16 protein-coding genes and 1 pseudogene are annotated in these 17,046 nt (G+C 44.7%); 11 read left to right on the top strand and 6 right to left on the bottom strand.

Features of this window, described 5'->3' with window-relative positions:
- The first annotated feature begins 80 nt into the window (after positions 1-80).
- From ACJ69_RS15560 to ACJ69_RS25580, 6 genes are all read left to right on the top strand, one after another.
- The gene (locus tag ACJ69_RS15560; RefSeq protein ID WP_048216965.1) at positions 81-1,328 is read left to right on the top strand and encodes a tyrosine-type recombinase/integrase; all 1,248 of its coding nucleotides are present in this window, start codon (positions 81-83) and stop codon (positions 1,326-1,328) included.
- Positions 1,315-2,877 (top strand): site-specific integrase, encoded by a 1,563-nt coding sequence (locus ACJ69_RS15555; RefSeq protein WP_048216964.1) that lies wholly within the window; start codon positions 1,315-1,317, stop codon positions 2,875-2,877. Before ACJ69_RS15560 ends, ACJ69_RS15555 begins: the two co-directional genes overlap by 14 nt.
- Entirely contained in the window at positions 2,870-3,820 is a 951-nt protein-coding gene (locus ACJ69_RS15550) for a hypothetical protein (protein ID WP_232248565.1), read from the top strand. Before ACJ69_RS15555 ends, ACJ69_RS15550 begins: the two co-directional genes overlap by 8 nt.
- 40 nt (positions 3,821-3,860) lie before the next feature.
- Positions 3,861-4,841 carry an IS5-like element IS5 family transposase gene (locus ACJ69_RS15545; protein WP_000019402.1) on the top strand — a complete coding sequence of 327 codons (981 nt, stop codon included), beginning with the start codon at positions 3,861-3,863 and terminating at the stop codon, positions 4,839-4,841.
- Positions 4,842-5,154: 313 nt separating this feature from the next.
- The gene (locus ACJ69_RS15540) at positions 5,155-6,102 is read left to right on the top strand and encodes a hypothetical protein (RefSeq protein WP_232248556.1); all 948 of its coding nucleotides are present in this window, start codon (positions 5,155-5,157) and stop codon (positions 6,100-6,102) included.
- On the top strand, positions 6,095-6,514 hold the full coding sequence (locus ACJ69_RS25580) for a hypothetical protein (RefSeq protein ID WP_048216962.1): 420 nt from the start codon (positions 6,095-6,097) through the stop codon (positions 6,512-6,514). The genes ACJ69_RS15540 and ACJ69_RS25580 overlap by 8 nt, the downstream gene beginning before the upstream one ends.
- 200 nt (positions 6,515-6,714) lie before the next feature.
- Here the strand turns inward: ACJ69_RS25580 and ACJ69_RS15530 are convergent, their stop codons facing one another.
- The 3 genes and pseudogenes from ACJ69_RS15530 to ACJ69_RS24345 form a co-directional block, all read right to left on the bottom strand.
- A complete protein-coding gene (locus tag ACJ69_RS15530) occupies positions 6,715-8,406 on the bottom strand; it encodes a UvrD-helicase domain-containing protein (protein ID WP_059347290.1) in 1,692 nt (563 codons plus the stop codon).
- A 2-nt stretch (positions 8,407-8,408) separates the two neighbouring features.
- On the bottom strand, positions 8,409-10,535 hold the full coding sequence (locus tag ACJ69_RS15525; RefSeq protein WP_059347289.1) for an ATP-dependent nuclease: 2,127 nt from the start codon (positions 10,533-10,535) through the stop codon (positions 8,409-8,411).
- Between the two features lie 3 nt (positions 10,536-10,538).
- Positions 10,539-11,004 (bottom strand): annotated as a pseudogene (locus ACJ69_RS24345) (tyrosine-type recombinase/integrase); the annotation flags it as partial.
- Positions 11,005-11,263: 259 nt separating this feature from the next.
- Here ACJ69_RS24345 and ACJ69_RS15520 point away from each other — a divergent pair.
- Complete coding sequence (locus ACJ69_RS15520; RefSeq protein WP_048216959.1) at positions 11,264-11,506, top strand: AbrB/MazE/SpoVT family DNA-binding domain-containing protein; 243 nt, start codon at positions 11,264-11,266, stop codon at positions 11,504-11,506.
- Between the two features lie 284 nt (positions 11,507-11,790).
- Here the strand turns inward: ACJ69_RS15520 and ACJ69_RS15515 are convergent, their stop codons facing one another.
- A complete protein-coding gene (locus ACJ69_RS15515; protein WP_048216958.1) occupies positions 11,791-12,396 on the bottom strand; it encodes a hypothetical protein in 606 nt (201 codons plus the stop codon).
- A gap of 359 nt (positions 12,397-12,755) precedes the next feature.
- Between ACJ69_RS15515 and ACJ69_RS15510 the strand changes: the two genes are divergently transcribed.
- The 4 genes from ACJ69_RS15510 to ACJ69_RS24340 are packed head-to-tail and all read left to right on the top strand — an operon-like array spanning position 12,756 to position 15,580.
- A complete protein-coding gene (locus tag ACJ69_RS15510; RefSeq protein ID WP_048216957.1) occupies positions 12,756-13,088 on the top strand; it encodes a hypothetical protein in 333 nt (110 codons plus the stop codon).
- Entirely contained in the window at positions 13,085-14,326 is a 1,242-nt protein-coding gene (locus ACJ69_RS15505) for a PfkB family carbohydrate kinase (protein WP_081051438.1), read from the top strand. The genes ACJ69_RS15510 and ACJ69_RS15505 overlap by 4 nt, the downstream gene beginning before the upstream one ends.
- Positions 14,323-14,928 carry a 7-cyano-7-deazaguanine synthase gene (locus ACJ69_RS15500; protein WP_048216956.1) on the top strand — a complete coding sequence of 202 codons (606 nt, stop codon included), beginning with the start codon at positions 14,323-14,325 and terminating at the stop codon, positions 14,926-14,928. Before ACJ69_RS15505 ends, ACJ69_RS15500 begins: the two co-directional genes overlap by 4 nt.
- A complete protein-coding gene (locus ACJ69_RS24340) occupies positions 14,906-15,580 on the top strand; it encodes a nitroreductase family protein (RefSeq protein ID WP_223862018.1) in 675 nt (224 codons plus the stop codon). The genes ACJ69_RS15500 and ACJ69_RS24340 overlap by 23 nt, the downstream gene beginning before the upstream one ends.
- On the opposite strand, the gene ACJ69_RS15495 is transcribed toward ACJ69_RS24340, so the two are convergent.
- Both ACJ69_RS15495 and ACJ69_RS15490 read right to left on the bottom strand, forming a co-directional pair.
- Entirely contained in the window at positions 15,524-16,369 is an 846-nt protein-coding gene (locus ACJ69_RS15495; protein ID WP_048216955.1) for an 8-oxoguanine DNA glycosylase, read from the bottom strand. The two genes, ACJ69_RS24340 and ACJ69_RS15495, sit on opposite strands and share 57 nt — an antisense overlap.
- Positions 16,366-16,932 (bottom strand): DNA adenine methylase, encoded by a 567-nt coding sequence (locus tag ACJ69_RS15490; RefSeq protein ID WP_081051437.1) that lies wholly within the window; start codon positions 16,930-16,932, stop codon positions 16,366-16,368. Before ACJ69_RS15490 ends, ACJ69_RS15495 begins: the two co-directional genes overlap by 4 nt.
- Between the last annotated feature and the right edge of the window lie 114 nt (positions 16,933-17,046).

Below are 17,046 nucleotides of genomic sequence, written 5' to 3'. Positions count from 1 at the left end.
GAAAATCGTCAAGCATTAATTGACAATCTTTGGTGCATCGTTCACCTTGCAATTATGTAAAGTTTGTTGGTTGTGTGCGCATGAAGAAACTCTACGGGGTTACAAAATTTGTTATGGATAGTGGTGAGCGCTACTGCATGGTGGTGGATCGTTCTTCTGGCCTTCCCCTGTATTACCCCACTCTGTTTCTAACAACTCAAATCCGCAATAGAGGGGATGCTTTTTCAACGATGTTGGCGGCGGCTAGCAACCTTGTTATGTTGTTAAGCTTTGTAGAGAGTCGAGACATTGACCTTGAGCAGCGGTTTTTGACCAAGGACTTCTTCAGACCACATGAGCTGGACGATCTGCGAGATTTTGCTCAGTGCAAACAAGGAAAGAGGCCATTAATAGCGTCCTCTACCCCTTGGTTGGCAGATGTGATGACCGATACCGTTGATAACGGGACACAGCATTCCCGGCTGACAACGTTTGCCAACTATTTACACTGGTATGCGATGCATATCTTAAAGACGGCAGAACTGGAAGTTGTCGAACAGATCAATGCTATGGCGCAGCAAATAAAGACGCGCCGACCGTCTAAAAAGCACAGAAGCAGTGAGTTGCAAGACAGGTCATTGAGTGATGTTCAATTGGATTCGCTATTTGAAGTCATCCAGCCTGGATCGGAGTCAAATCCTTTCTCAATAGATGTGCAGCGCCGGAATCGGCTGATGATCTTGCTTCTGTTTTATCTTGGTATTCGAGGTGGTGAATTATTGAATATCAGAATACAGGATGTTGATTTTAGTACTAACAGGATCCGTATCGTTAGGCGAGCAGATGAGCGGGTTGACTCTAGAACCAATCAGCCTAATGCTAAAACCAGAGAACGGCTCTTACCGTTGGCTGAATCCTTAGTTCAAGAACTGCATAGTTATATCATTCAAGACCGCCGGAAAGTCCGAAATGCGAAGAAAAATGACTACCTGTTTGTAACTTACAAGCCAGGGCCAACTGTGGGAAATCCTATCTCCAAAGGGGGATACCACAAAATTTTTTCTGTGGTCAGGACTGTATCACCGCAGTTGTATGCAGCGACAGGGCACTCGCTCCGTCACACCTGGAATCGCAAGTTTTCAGAAAGAATGGATGCCATGGATGAGCAAGTCAGCGAGGAACGCCAAGAACAACTCCGTTCGTATTTAATGGGCTGGAGGGATGGCTCAGGAACCGCAGCGACTTACAACAAACGCTTCATTCGGCAAAAAGGTTTTGAGGCCGCTCTGGCATTACAAGAAGGTAGCGGCACCCGCTTGCCAGAGGACATGAAGAATGATGACGAATAACTCCTTATCTGCATTAGCATCCGAGCAAATCCGTGCTAGCGCCAATGGCTACTCTTTTCTGCTGTATGACACATCGTGGACATTGGATAGAAATATCACTATTAACCTTGCTGATATTCACTATTACTTGCCAGATGGGTCGCTAGATGGCTGCCTGCGGACACTGGCGTTTTATGCTTCCAATCGTTCTTCTTCTCATACAAAAAATATTTTTGAACGGTTTCAGCACATGCTGCGAAAGACTGGCGCGAGAGAAATTACTGATATTGTATTGATTAATTATCGGTCGATGCTGTCGCCTGCAACAGAATGGTATCTGGCAACTATCCGTGGCTTTCTTCGATCCTGGCACGAACTGGGCTATCCCGGCATCAGTAAGGAGGTGATCCGATTGCTAGATGGCTGGACGCTAAAGGGTAATCGTAAGGGGGATGCGGTTAAGCGCATGGATCCTCGAGAGGGGCCTCTGACGGATAATGAGCTGACAGCAGTTAATGAGGGGGCTATTCGGGCTTATGAAAAGAGCTTAATTACGATAGCTGAGTTGGCTATGACACTTTGTATCAGTCATACGGGACGTCGTCCCATCCAAATATCGTTACTTCGTGTGGTCGATGTCCTTTGTGGCAAAAATGGTAAAGGAGAACCCTTCTATGTGTTGAATGTGCCGCGAGCTAAACAGCGCAGCAGCACTTTCCGAACAAACTTCAAGCCCTTCGCGATATCACTTGAACTATGGGCTATCCTGAATGCTCAGGCAAGGAATGCAATTGCACTGGTTGAGAAGCGTCTGGGGTTTGAATTGCAGGAAGATGATCGGCAGCAAATTCCTCTGTTTCCGGATCTTAATGTGTTAGCTGCCGTCCAATCTCCTTATGAATTCCGCCAACTGCTTGCTACCGACAAACTCCACATCCCCGCAGCAGAGATAACTTACACACTTCAGTACATCGTAGAAAAGTCCGATATCCGGTCGGAACGAACCGGTGAGCTATTGCATATCAATGCTCGTCGTTTTCGTTATACCACGGGCACACGAGCTGCCCGGGAAGGCTTTGGCGAGTTGGTGATTGCGGAACTGCTTGACCATACGGACACCCAAAACGCAGGCGTTTACATTAAGAATATCCCCGAACATGTGAAAAAGCTTGATGAGGCGGTTGGCTTCCAGTTGGCACCATACGCTCAGGCCTTTGTCGGGGTACTTGTCGATTCAGAGAGGGACGCGCATCGAGGTAACGATCCTACCAGTCGTATTCGGACCGAGATGGGCCAGGGTGTTGGTACTTGTGGAGAACATGGCTTTTGTGGTGCCAATATTCCTATTCCTTGCTACACCTGCATGCATTTCCAGCCTTGGCTGGATGGCCCACATGAGGAAGTCTATGAGGGTCTGCTCAACGAGCGTGAACGGGTGAAAGAGATAACTGGCGACATACAGATTGCTGCCGTACTTGATCGCAGCATTATCGCTGTGGCAGATGTGATCATACGTTGTGTAAAACGTCGCGAAGAGCTTAGTCCACAGGGGGAAATAACCAATGGCTGAGCTTTTCCTGTTCAAGCCAAAGGCTACACTGGCAGCAGCAGAAAACCTTGAAGCATTCATATCCAAGTGCCGAGATCAATTGACTGTATTCGGTTCTGATCTAAATTGGGAAGATGCTGTTTGGCCAAACATAACTGTGTTTTCCAAGTTAGGTATTATTACGCGAAAGCCCATGCAGGGAGAGGTACAAAACCCTGAGTTCATTGATTTCGCCAAAGCCTATTTCCGTTACCAGCAGGGGCATCATCCCACGGGGACAAAGAATGAAAGTAAGGCTCTCCGTTCGGTCGAAGCGGCTTTGCTTCAAGTAAACGGGAACGCAAATATTGATGGCATATCGATTTCTGTCCTGGACGAAGCAGCTGAATTGGCAAGGCAGCACTACTCCGATGGTTCAGCATATCATTGCGGCCGTGAGATTGAGCGGCTGGCTAAGTTTTTAACTGAAAACCAGCTTGTATCAAGTGCTATGCAAAATTGGGTCAATCCAATTAAGCGTGTAGAGGACAAGAACAAAACAGGCCGAGAGGCGAAGAAAAATAGGGAAGAGAAACTTCCGAGTGATATTGCTCTTAATGCGTTGGCGGAAATTTTTGCCAATGACCCAATTCATGAGCGAGACATATTTACAACATCGGTTTTTGCCATGTTGATGTCAGCACCTTCACGCATTACTGAAGTGTTAGCTCTGCCTGTGGATTGCGAGGTGTGTGAAACGGATCGTGAAGGGATAGAACGCTATGGCTGGCGTTTTTTCTCAGGAAAAGGCTACGAGGGCGATATCAAATGGATACCAACGGTGATGGTCTCAGTTGCTAAAACAGCCATCGCCAGAGCGAAAAAGTTGTCAGAGGATGCCCGTCAGCTGGCCAAGTGGATTGAGAAACACCCGAATAAGTTTTACCGACATGCTAGGGAAGGTGCGAACAAGTCCCTGATATGAGATCATGTTTGTCATCTGGAGCCATGGAACAGGGTTCATCATGAGTCATCAACTTACCTTCGCCGACAGTGAATTCAGCAGTAAGCGCCGTCAGACCAGAAAAGAGATTTTCTTGTCCCGCATGGAGCAGATTCTGCCATGGCAAAACATGGTGGAAGTCATCGAGCCGTTTTACCCCAAGGCTGGTAATGGCCGGCGACCTTATCCGCTGGAAACCATGCTACGCATTCACTGCATGCAGCATTGGTACAACCTGAGCGATGGCGCGATGGAAGATGCTCTGTACGAAATCGCCTCCATGCGTCTGTTTGCCCGGTTATCCCTGGATAGCGCCTTGCCGGACCGCACCACCATCATGAATTTCCGCCACCTGCTGGAGCAGCATCAACTGGCCCGCCAATTGTTCAAGACCATCAATCGCTGGCTGGCCGAAGCAGGCGTCATGATGACTCAAGGCACCTTGGTCGATGCCACCATCATTGAGGCACCCAGCTCGACCAAGAACAAAGAGCAGCAACGCGATCCGGAGATGCATCAGACCAAGAAAGGCAATCAGTGGCACTTTGGCATGAAGGCCCACATTGGTGTCGATGCCAAGAGTGGCCTGACCCACAGCCTAGTCACCACCGCGGCCAACGAGCATGACCTCAATCAGCTGGGTAATCTGCTGCATGGAGAGGAGCAATTTGTCTCAGCCGATGCCGGCTACCAAGGGGCGCCACAGCGCGAGGAGCTGGCCGAGGTGGATGTGGACTGGCTGATCGCCGAGCGCCCCGGCAAGGTAAGAACCTTGAAACAGCATCCACGCAAGAACAAAACGGCCATCAACATCGAATACATGAAAGCCAGCATCCGGGCCAAGGTGGAGCACCCATTTCGCATCATCAAGCGACAGTTCGGCTTCGTGAAAGCCAGATACAAGGGGTTGCTGAAAAACGATAACCAACTGGCGATGTTATTCACGCTGGCCAACCTGTTTCGGGCGGACCAAATGATACGTCAGTGGGAGAGATCTCACTAAAAACTGGGGATAACACCTTAAATGGCGAAGAAACGGTCTAAATAGGCTGATTCAAGGCATTTACGGGAGAAAAAATCGGCTCAAACATGAAGAAATGAAATGACTGAGTCAGCCGAGAAGAATTTCCCCGCTTATTCGCACCTTCCCTAGCTGCCCCGATATCGCTGATGATGAGCCATTGACGATGGAGCAGGCTTGTATGGCGCTAGGTTTCGCACATGACTCAAAAAAGACGTGTAGGTCGTCTCTTGGTAATCGACGTTTAGCTAAAGAAGATTATGTACATACGTTAAACAGCCTGTGGCAGCATACTATGGCGCGTTTGCCCGTTGACTTTCCGTGGTTTGATAAAGACAAGGAAATTAAGTACAGCAATGCCTTGTTTGCACTAAATGCTAATCAGCTCCACGGAAACCGAGGATGCCTACCGGTTGAATTACATAAGCCAACCAATAACTTCTGCAACAATGATCTGGTGCCTCGTGAGGCTCTGGATGGAAAACATGCCAGCATCTTTGATCGCCATGGTTATCGTGCTGAAAACGGAGAACGGGTTAAAATGACCTCGCATCAGGCACGGCACCTGCTCAACACCATTGCCCAGCGCGGCGGACTGTCAAACCTGGAAATTGCCAAGTGGTCAGGGCGGGCCGATGTTAAGCAGAATCGAACTTACAACCACATGACCGAATACGAGCTGGTTGGTATGGCTGAACGCCTAGACCCCACAAAAGCGCTATTTGGGCCTGTCGGCGAGGTGGCAAAGCATTTGCCCGTGACTATGCAGGAATTCAATACATTAGAGCATTCCTCAGTCCATGTGACGGAGTATGGCTACTGTGTACATGACTACACCATGAGCCCCTGTGAGAAGTTCCGAGATTGCGTCAATTGTATTGAGCAGGTTTGTATCAAGGGCGATGATACAGAAAAATTAGATCGAATTAAAAGACGGCTGGTGAAGTCGGAACGATTGTTTTCGCTTGCCGAAACGGCTGTGGCAAGCGGCGAGATGGGGGCTGATCGCTGGTATCAGTACCACAAGAAAACCGTCACCAGACTTCGGGAGTTAGTCGCTATTTTAGAAGAGCCAGATATTGAAAATGGTGCGCAGATTAAGCTTCGGGGCAATGATTTCAGTCAGCTTCGGCGTGTTGCAGAAAAGAAGTCCATTGAGTCCATTGAGCAGAAAGGAAAAGCAAGCGAAGAAGCTGTGATGTTAGATGATTTGACAACTTTTCTAGGAGGTGGTTTTGGCTAAACATCTGAATAATAGAGATATTGATTCCATCGTGAACCTAATTCGAGGATGGCAAGAACCAAAATTGTCTTGGTTAGCAATCTGTGAGGCGGCAGAGCCATTGGTAGGAAAGTTACCATCAAGGCAATCCCTTAATGCACATGAGGCAATAGTGACTGCCTATCAAACAAAAAAAGAGGCGCTGAAAGGCAGGGGCCGCAAAAATCCGCGCCCAGCTAGTTTGAATATTGCAGCCGCCAGGATTGTGAATCTTGGAAGTGAAATCGAAGAGCTTAAAGAAGAAAACCGGAGGTACAAACAGCAGTTTGTAATCTGGCAATACAATGCATACAAACATGGAATGACAGAACATCAACTTAATGCATCGTTGACAAAGATTGACCGTGAGCGTACTGACGGAGAAAAAAGATAGTTATTGAGTTTGTAGTGGCCATAATTAGTTGACTACTACAACCGGACGATATTTAAAAGTGAGTCGTTCTATTTACAGTGCTATCTCTGGTACGGTCTGAGGTCGCTATTGCATCTGCATTAAAAGCGGCCCCTTTAGCGGGCAGAGCATTGCGCGCTGTGGTACATATGAAAAACAGAAGAACACTGTTTCTCTTCAAGTCAAGTATCAGCTATAAAATAAGGGCTAACAACTCTCCGGTCATCGATATATATATTCATGTGATTTTTAGCGCGCGAAAATGCAACGAACATTAATCTTTTTGCGATGCTTTCTGAGTATTCAGCACCCTTTTCAACCGCCGAAGAATGGGGAACAACTTGATCATGATATCCAATAGATATTACATAATCGTATTCTTCACCCTTACAACCATGTATTGTTGTCACTTTCACAACGTTAGCCTCTTTATTTATTATTTTTCGTATTGAAATTATGTCAGCCTTTACTGGAAAAGCTGAAAGATTGGACTGACAGATCAAATAATCAGAATTTATTTTTGGAGAATGAGGTAAAGCAGATAAAAGGAACTCATAAAAATCTTTTAACCAAAGAATAAAAACAGTTCGCTTTGTATTGAATTGCTTTACTGCTTTTTTCAAGTCACTACAAGATAAACCATCAAATTCAGGAAGTTTGTCTTTTATAGAAATGCATAACGCATGTCTGGCTCTGTAATTATTAACTGACACATCAAGCAACACAAGACGAACAAGATCATTATAAATGGTATCTTTCAATGTATACAAAGGATTGGTTGAATAAAAATCAAATACAAACTCATTTGAACGTTCATAAATACTATTGATAAGATCATTTAAGTAATATCTATTCGGACCTATTATAGCCAAACTCTCAACACTACCTTTAGACTTATTATATGCCTCAATAAGATTCATCACCCTACCGGCCAAATCAGTTTGCAACGTGTGTCTAATAATAGGTGACTTACCTAAATCCTCACGGATAGATTCTATATTCGATTTCGAATAAGAATATTTTTTATAGTAATCTACTAATGATTTTGTAGATCTGTAACATCCCGTAAGTTGCCTTACCTCCAACTCATCGAGTTTGAGTATTTTCTTAATACTAACTTCATCTTTTATAGACACACCAAGATCTTGATATATAGCTTGATCATTATCACCCACAACAAGAACTATTGTTTTATTATATCTTGTAATAAATGAAAGAACTTCCAACTGGATATAACTAGTGTCCTGAGACTCATCCAAGTAAATATAACCTATAAGTTTCGATAAATACTCTGCGATCTTCTCGTTTTGAGTCAAAAATTCCAGGCTAAGAGTTAATATGTCGTTAAAATCTATGAGGCTTGCATCTATCTTATTTTTTTCATATTCCTCACACACTATTGCCTCGTTTTTTTGAGCATCAATTATTTTTTCAGGCTCATTTAATAAACAAAATGGCTCAACATGAGGATCACCATATTCATCCCATTTAAATTTTAATCTTGTACTGGGGAATTTTTCCTTCTCAATCTTACGTATTAAGTCACGATGTTCACGCTCAGATATTAACCTTACTCCATCTTTTGTTCTAGCCATTGCCCCCGCATATTTTCTTACCACCCACTCGAGTAAAAATGAATGTATTGTTCCACACCAAACTCTATCATTTAGAATGTTTTGGTTATCTAATCGTAAATTTATTTCATCGGCGGCAGCATTAGTATGTGTAAGAACTATATGCCACTTAAACCCTGAGTCACACCTAATATTATCGCCAAGCATACCCAAAAGAAACTTAGTTTTCCCTGCGCCTGGGCAAGCAGAGACAAAAAGATTTTTTTTGATCTTTAATAATTCTTTTTTTTCATCGTCCATTATTACGCCTCCATTAAAAGATGCACTAAAGGATCATTGCTATAGTGTCCTTTGAAAATATCCAAAACTGGTTCTATATTGTCAACAATATATTCAAGGCTATCATCTGAGAAAGCCACTTCGATTATATTATCACCTAAAGTTTTAGTGTAATAATCACACCTATATTTAATCACTCTTGCGAGAGTTAACTTATTAAAATCGCTGGTAAATCCAAGTGCTTTACACAAAGCCATAGGGATAGGGAAATTGTGGTCAAGTTTCTCAACAACTTTCATTGCAAACCAACCTTTCTTATGTTTATTTGCCAATTTTAAAGCAAAGGAACCAATTTTCGTATCGTCAGAAGATTGGAAAGCATCTAAGTAAGGAGTTAAATAAAAATCTTTTTCGAACGATTCTCGTGCTATTATCTCAAAATATTTTTTTGAACCGCTTAGAGCTAAATCAATTTCAAAGGTATGTTTTGTAAAATATGCTTTGAGAAGATTATTATTTGCAGTTAATAACTTTAACGCCTCAACTCTCTCTTTCCCTGATTTTTCTGAGGAAATGGCATCATCATACATTACCTGAGTGATGTACTCCGGTTTATCTTCGTTATAGATATTAATATCATCATCCGTGAGTATTGCGCATTTTTTAGTTATTCTCGATGGATGAAAAAGCGATGAGAGTAATTCAAACCCGGTTCCTCTCACAGAAATAAGAGATACTCCTAACTCATCCAGTGTTACACCGAAAGAGTTTTTTACTAAATGAGGTATTAGAATTTCCTCTGCATCCCCCTCAATTAATATCACATTTTTAGCAAATAAAATATCTGTACGTATCGCATCAAGAAAACGCTCTATCTTATTGATCGTTGGTTCATCGAGGCCTGAGGAAGGAGAACAAGCTTGAGTGTATCCAAGTTTTTTCACCAAAACATTAGTTGATGATATATTAGAGACTGATGAGATGTGTGTTGAATGCGTGGAAATAAAAACTTGAGTTTTTTTGTTTTTTAAATTACTGAAAAGTGTTTTTTGAATATGAGTATGAATATGCGATTCAGGTTCTTCTATGATCAGGAAGTTTGACAATAGATTCTTACTCACCCCTTCTTCATACTCATACAATTTAAGAGCAAGATATATTAAATTAGCTCCACCCAAGCTCATTTCGGATAAATCAGCCGTGTACCCATCACTCAACGAATCTCCTGCTTTGAGCTGTAAAACCTTCACAAGATCTTTGACGTCACTAGGAAGTTCTGATGAAATATTTACTAAGGGGGAATAAGTAGAGCCGACAGCATTAGTAATGGATGTTAGAATACCTGTAGAAAGCTTTCTAACCTCTGATATTGTTGATATCTTATTATTTACGTCTATAATATTACTTGTGAGCTCTTCATCATTTGAAATATCTTTAGAGATGAAATCCAATAGTTTTTGGAATGGATTGAATCTATTATTTTTTAACTCACTAACAACATCCCTCAGCGCCCTTGCGTATGTGCAACTAATATGGTCTAGTAAATTATATCCACGCTGCCTATTTCCTAATAAATCTATATATTCTACAGAAGGATTTGGGAAAATGAAGTTTGAAAAATCACCAGCAATCCTGACATATTCATTTTCATCGGAGAAATCACAGGTTCCTTGATAAACAGTCCAGGCCTCGTAGGTCGTTTTATCAATAATATATTCCTTTAGCAACTTATCATATGCCTCTCTCCTTTTTTGCAAGTCTGCAATAGATGATAAATTAAAAAGTTTCTCTCTAATATGGAATTGAGGTCGATATATGTATGTTACTCGACCTGTACCACCCGCATCAACTGTCGTATTTAATTGACATAAAATTTCAGACTCCTCATCTCCAGAAATGTCACCTAACTCCAAACTGATTAATATCCATTGACCAAAAACCGGCAAACATCCTCTGTGAAAATCTCTTTCAGTAAGGAATCTTTTATAATATGGGAGAGAATCATCTAGTATTAATCTCATAGCCTCAAAAACATTTGTTTTACCTGATGAGTTCTCTCCAACTATCGTATTCACACATTCCTTCTTAAAGTTCAACTTCGTACTTTGAAAATTTCTAAAATTACGTATTGATAAGTTTTTAATATACATTTATTAATTCTTCTGGTTAATTTTATTCGAATGCCATTGCATTATATCTATTCGGCTTTCGATATAATTAGCATGGTTATATATTCTGCGGATACTATTTCTATCAACATGAGCAAACTGTAACTCTATCCAAATACGGTTGAACCCTGCTTCATGCAATACTGTTGAAAAAGTATGTCGAAACCCATGGCCGGTAGGTCGTCCACCATAACCTATTCGCTTGATTAGTTGATTAATGCTCGCTTCACTCATCGATTTGTTCGGATCATTCCGCCTCGGAAAAACATAACGATAGTTCCCTGCCATCATTTTGAGTTCATTGAGTAAATCTAACGCTTGAGTCGATAAAGGCACAAGGTGTAGCCTGCGCATTTTTATCCTTTCAGCAGGAAGCGTTACCTAGATCAAATTCCGACCATAATGCAGCACGTAATTCGATGGTTCTTACACCCGTAATCATCAGTAACCTTGGCTGTTCTGGCAACCATCTTTGACGCTTATTTTATACAAAGCTGACATCAATCAGACTGTAAGTACCCCGCTACAGCACATCAACGTCTGGTATTCAGTTTTAGTTAAAAATATATTTTAATCAATGATATGTGAGCATTATTGTACGGATGTGCTCAAGAGGGATCCTATATGACTTTTAGTCCAGTGATTCAGCTCACTGCTACACTTGCAGGATTATCGAAACTCTGTATGCGGATACCCATGAGGGGGCTATAATGGTTCTTATTATTGAAAAATGGAGGAGCAGCCCGATGGTTAGAGTCCCGGAGTTTGGTATGAAAAAATTTGGCTTAGGTGCAAATGATGTTATTGATATTAAAGACCAATATGGTTGCATCATCATTGGCCATACGGAACTGAAAATGTATTCCTTGGATACTCTCTTGGAAGGAATTTCCGCAGTTAATCTTCACCCAAAAATTGGCTTCGGTTTACCAACAGGTAAAGAGCAGCTCTGATTTTTTTTCACGCTGTTCCGAAAGGTTTTTATGTTCTTCCAACCTGCTGAAAATTTAGAAGGAGGGGCAGAGAATCCAGCGCTGAGTGTTGTCGGTGATTGTCATCATGCATTAATCATTTTATGTACAATAACATTGAACCGCGTTCATTCAGATATTCGTAGCGAAATCTTCGTTAAAGCTCTCAATATACATATTATGTGTTGGCTTACCGGGATGCTTATAATTTAATTAACTACTTTATCTGTAATGGTATTTTTCTCTCAAGACTCGATATTTTCCTTCTAATCTACAGCGGAAGTTTCTTGAAATACCTTGGTGTACGCTGGTTCATTCGAGACCCATTCTCGCTCACCTCGCGTAATGAAATCTGCGATAGCGGATTCAATGACGTCACGGCTCAAAACATCAACATCAACGATAATCTGCAAACCAATACCATTTGCATAGCCGGGTAGGATACGATAACCACTGTGAACTACTGGTGGGTTTTCTCGGGCTATTTCCTGTTCTCGCTTCTCAATATATTCCATCCATGTCAGCCCTGCGAATTCGGAGAGTGCTGGTTTATTGCACAAATCACAGAACCGTTCGCCATCATCCAGCATCGACCATGCTTCATTGAATGCGATTGATTCGACTCTATCACTAAATTCTACACTGGCCGTAATTATCTCCGCATTCCAGAAAACCGCAGAGTCTCTTCCCAAGAAAAGTATGTCGCTCCACTTCCAGTTTCCGCATGCAAATGCCTCATCTATATCGCACTCGTCATAGAATATACCACCACAGCGATGCCGTTCACGGTGGATAAGGTTTTTGATTTCTCGGGTTTTAGCGCGGCGTTTACGGCGCGAAAGGGAGGTGAATACTCTGTTTTTCCGCTTCATGTGTGCTAACTCCGCGTTTTTTCGCTGGAAAAAGCCCAGCCGGGTAGAATACATGTTTAATTAGGGCAACGGAAGTTTTATCCCGAAGAACGATTGCTTTATCTGTAAAAGGCAATTTATTCAATAAATTAATTGAGGCGGTGCTGTAATTATAGGCACTTTCTGTCCTCACGACGAGGTCTGCTCGAAGGGCCTTAGGCTGACACTACCGAGATGACTATCAAGACAAATCATGATTAATGTTAGTTAAAAAATAACACCTGATACCTGCACATAAAGCAAACAATTTTTCTATACACCGACAAATTTTATTGATATACAAATATCAAATATATTAATAATTGTAACGCGAGGTGTCTATGTCAGGCTCTGGTGGGGGTAGCTTTGGCGGCCAGTTCGGTCAGGATGATTTTGAAGTGACCTGTGAAAAACTTACGATTGATACTCAGCTAAGTTCGCCCGATCCGCAGGTCGTAGCGCAGCTGTCAGTCGGCGTGATTATGGGGATTATGCAAATCAATTCAAACGGAACTCTGCTAACGGTTGCTATGCACAACGGTTTGCAGGCTGGGGGTATCGCTTCTCCCTACATCCAGCGCCTCCGTGACTGTATGAGTAATGGTACAACCTACGTTGCCAAAGTAACCGCTATTAATGGTGGTCAGGTCAGGGTCAGTGTGTACGCGATATGAGCAACAGCAAAACGTTCAGTACGGAGATCATCACTATTGCAGGCGGTACATATCATGAAATTAGCCTTCATCCAGGAAATCACCAGGTTTACGGTTCAGCGGGAAGGGCGGCATCAGCACTGGCAACGCTCGGTGTAAACGTTGATTTGTACACCTACGCTGATGAAATAGTCAATTCGGTTCTTCGAGAACGCGCCTGTTTTGAAAACTTCACGCTTCATACGAATGAAGTACGTGAATCCGTCATATTCCATTATGAGCATGGGCTGGCGGAACCTCGAATTTTCAATTACCCGGACACCCCTTACCCGGTCATTACAGTGAAAGCGCCCTGTGTTCTACGCTATGGAATGCTGGAGGGATCCGCTGTAATAGACGCGGAATACGCAGTATATGACCCCCAGAATGTGACCAACCCGGAGCCATTCACAGCAAACGGATCCAGAGCAAAGCACCTCGCTTTGATCCTTAACCGCTATGAGGCGAAGTCCCTCAGTGGCCAGCGCGAATTATCCGACAGAGAGCATGCAGAGTTTCTTTACGAAAGCGGTCATGCCGAAGTCATCATTATCAAGCAGGGCCCAGCTGGTGCACTCATCTGCGATAAAGGTAACATATCCTATATCCCTGCCTATGAGACAAGTCGGGTCAACAAAATTGGCTCTGGTGACGCATTCGTAGCCTATTTTTCCCGTGAGTGGATGCTGAACAAAAAAACAGCCCACGATGCTGCGAATTACGCCTCACTTGCTACCGCATGTTACTGCGAAAGTGGGCTTTTTCCTTCAGCAGAAGGGCTGGCTGCTTTCAGTCCCAGCCCCATCAAGCTTTCTCAGGCGTTTATTGAGGGTGGCAACAGAAAAGTCTATCTGGCTGGCCCCTTCTTTACCTTGGCACAGCTCTGGCTTGTTGAGCAAGCGCGACGGAACCTGAGCGATCTTGGGCTGGACGTTTTTTCCCCCTATCACATGGTTGGACACGGACCCGCAGAAGAAGTAGTCGAAAAGGATCTTGATGCGATACGGCAGGCCGACATCGTTTTTGCAATAGGCGATGCGCTCGACTCCGGCACCATCTATGAAGTCGGTTACGCGCGGGCGCTAGGCACTCCGGTGGTGTTCTATGCCGAGAACGAATCGGAAGAGGATCAGAAAATGATGGAAGGATCAGGATGTATCTTGAGCAAAGATTACGTCACAGCAATTTATAAAACGCTCTGGGTGGCCGCTCAAAAATGAAAACCGCACTCTTACTTTCTGGCGGAATGGACTCCATTGCTATTGCCTGGTGGAAACGCCCGGATATAGCACTGACACTCGACTACGGTCAGCAAGCCGCCAATGCCGAAATTAAAGCTGCCACTGCCACCTGTGAGACCCTTGGAATTGAGCATCACATTATACGCATTGACTGCCGTTCGCTGGGATCAGGAGATATGGCTGGTACCGCTACGGATCCGAATGCACCATCGAGCGATTGGTGGCCGTATCGTAACCAGATGCTCATCTCTCTGGCGGCCATGAAGGCAATAACGCTTGGCGTCACGCACCTGTGGATCGGCACAGTGAAGTCAGATGAAACGCATCTAGATGGTACTATAGGCTTCATCAGCAGAATCAGTGAGCTTATGTCGTTTCAGGAAGGAGGCATGGTTGTCGAAGCTCCGGCAATTACGTTATCAACCTCTGAGCTGATCAGAATTTCAGATGTTACGCCAGGTGGCCTCGCTTGGGCCCATAGCTGCCATAAGGCAAACATCCCATGCGGCAACTGCCGGGGGTGCAATAAGTATTTTCAGGTTCTGGATGATGTCGGATATGACTTGGACCGTTCCCGCTAGTCCTGTTCCCCGTGAACAGCCACTCAGCTATCAACCCGTTAACTGGCCCGCCGGAGATCCGTTTTTTCTGCCGCCTCCTTCGGAGAATGCAGTGCTTCCCGGATTGAATGACGTGATCGAAACCCGTAGAACACAGCGAAACTTCAGCCACGTCAGTCAGGTCCAGCTATCTCACTGGCTATGGCTAACCGGCAGAGTGATGGCTGTGGGACATTCAGGCTATGGCTTTCCACTAACTCAACGCCCCGTGCCCTCCGCCGGGGCCATACATCCTATTCACATTGTTCTTTCCCTCCCTGAACGGGATGGGTGGCAGCTGTATCTGCCTGACATGCATGCGCTGGCACCGCTTCGGATCCCTGAGCAGACCCGATTCGAAATACGCGATGAGCTTTTGCCGGTAATTGATATCCAGAGCGGAATTATTGTCAGACTTATCGCTGAGCCAGGAAAAACGTCAGCAAAATATTCAGATGCTGATAGCCTTGTTTGGCGCGATTCCGGTGTTCTTGTAGGGCAGATGGCGCTTGTTGCCGAAGCGCTGGAATGCAATTTTTGCCCGCTGGGCATTACAGGCCATGACTGGTGCTCCGGATTAAAACTGGAAGGTCGTCTGGCTGGTACCGGACTGGCGGTTTTTGGCTCGCGATGAACGGGGGCGCAATTTCGCAAGAGGCTGGCCGCGCATGTTTTCGATAAGACTGAACACTGTACTGGAAGAGGCCTGCATTTCATACCAGATAAGCGCATCCAGCTCAGATGCTTTTACGCCCATAGCTTCACTGAACTTCAGAAAGATTTGTTCCAGCTTCAGGTAGTCACGTTCAACAGTAAGGTCTCCCGGGAAAAAACCTGCAAGTAGTCCCGCCCTCAGGATGTGAATGTCCAGAATAGCGACATCATCCGCACAGAGCCAGTTACGTGCTATCCATGATGCCGTTTTATGACCAATACCGGGAATGGAGGTCAGCCAGTCTCTGAGAGCACGGCCCGAATCCGTCGGCGGCATCTCTACATCCAGCCTGTTTAGCGCAACCGAGAGATAGCGCGATTTTTGCCGAGCGAAGCGGTAACGTACTGATTTTTTACCAGTTTTAATGGGCTCTGATAGCCATTCGTAAAGAGTGGCTTCAGATGGTGGCTGAGCATCAAACGCACCGCAATCCTTCAGCTTATTGAATGCGGCAAGGCCTATCGCAGCTGGTATGCCGTGTCCACCCAGCAGGCAGGCACCCACTTCCTCTTTGAGCGTTCGCCCAAGCTTGTAATTGACGGCGTTGACTTCCAGACGACGGGCGAGTATTTGATAGGCCCAGTACGCTGGCGATGGGAACGCCTCAATTCTTCCCCACTGAACACCCGGGAGGATATCCTGTTCCGGAGCCGGAAAGTCAAGATTGATAATTGTCGGTCCAATGAAGACCGCTCCGCGCTGTGTCATACAGCCTCCAGACCATAAGTTGCGTTCAGCCAGTTGATCAGTTCGTTGCGCTCTGCGGGTTCCATTCGTTCTATGCGGTCATAAAGCCGAGTGCGTCTGCGGGCCAGAGTCTGTCTTTCCCGATAACTGCTGCCCATGTATCGCGCGTCATGCAACCTGTCAGGAACATCAAAGTTCATCCATACGCATTCTTCACGCACGTTCGTATGAGTCTTGGCGTTAAATCGCTCGCAGCGCCATCCGCTGAGCATTTCGTCATAGATAGTATTTCCGTAACCGGATATCATGACCATGCAGGGCAACTTGGCAAGCACTTGCAGCAGCCGGCGATGATCGTCATCTGAATATTCATGACGATAGATTTTGCTACGTTTACGCGTGCTATGAACATAGGGTGGGTCGGCGTAAACTAGCTCACTACCCTGATACGGAAACGTACTGAGATACGCTATAGCGTCATCCTGAATGAGTTCGCAGGGAATATCCCCGCCGCGCCATACATCAATAACCTGTTGATCAATATCGATTCCAATATTACGGGCTGCGGGCCGTTTGTTGCGCATCACAGCTCCTCCACCAAGGTGGGTTTCAATATATGTCTCATGCACTGGCATCAGGTTGATGAGTCTCTGATAGCACTTGCCTTTACCACCGGGATATCTCATGCACTAATCATC

The sequence above is a fragment of the Enterobacter asburiae genome (assembly GCF_001521715.1).
Lineage (GTDB): Bacteria > Pseudomonadota > Gammaproteobacteria > Enterobacterales > Enterobacteriaceae > Enterobacter > Enterobacter asburiae.
The sequence above is the reverse complement of the archived record's forward strand: the minus strand, read 5'-3'. Positions and strand labels throughout refer to the sequence as shown.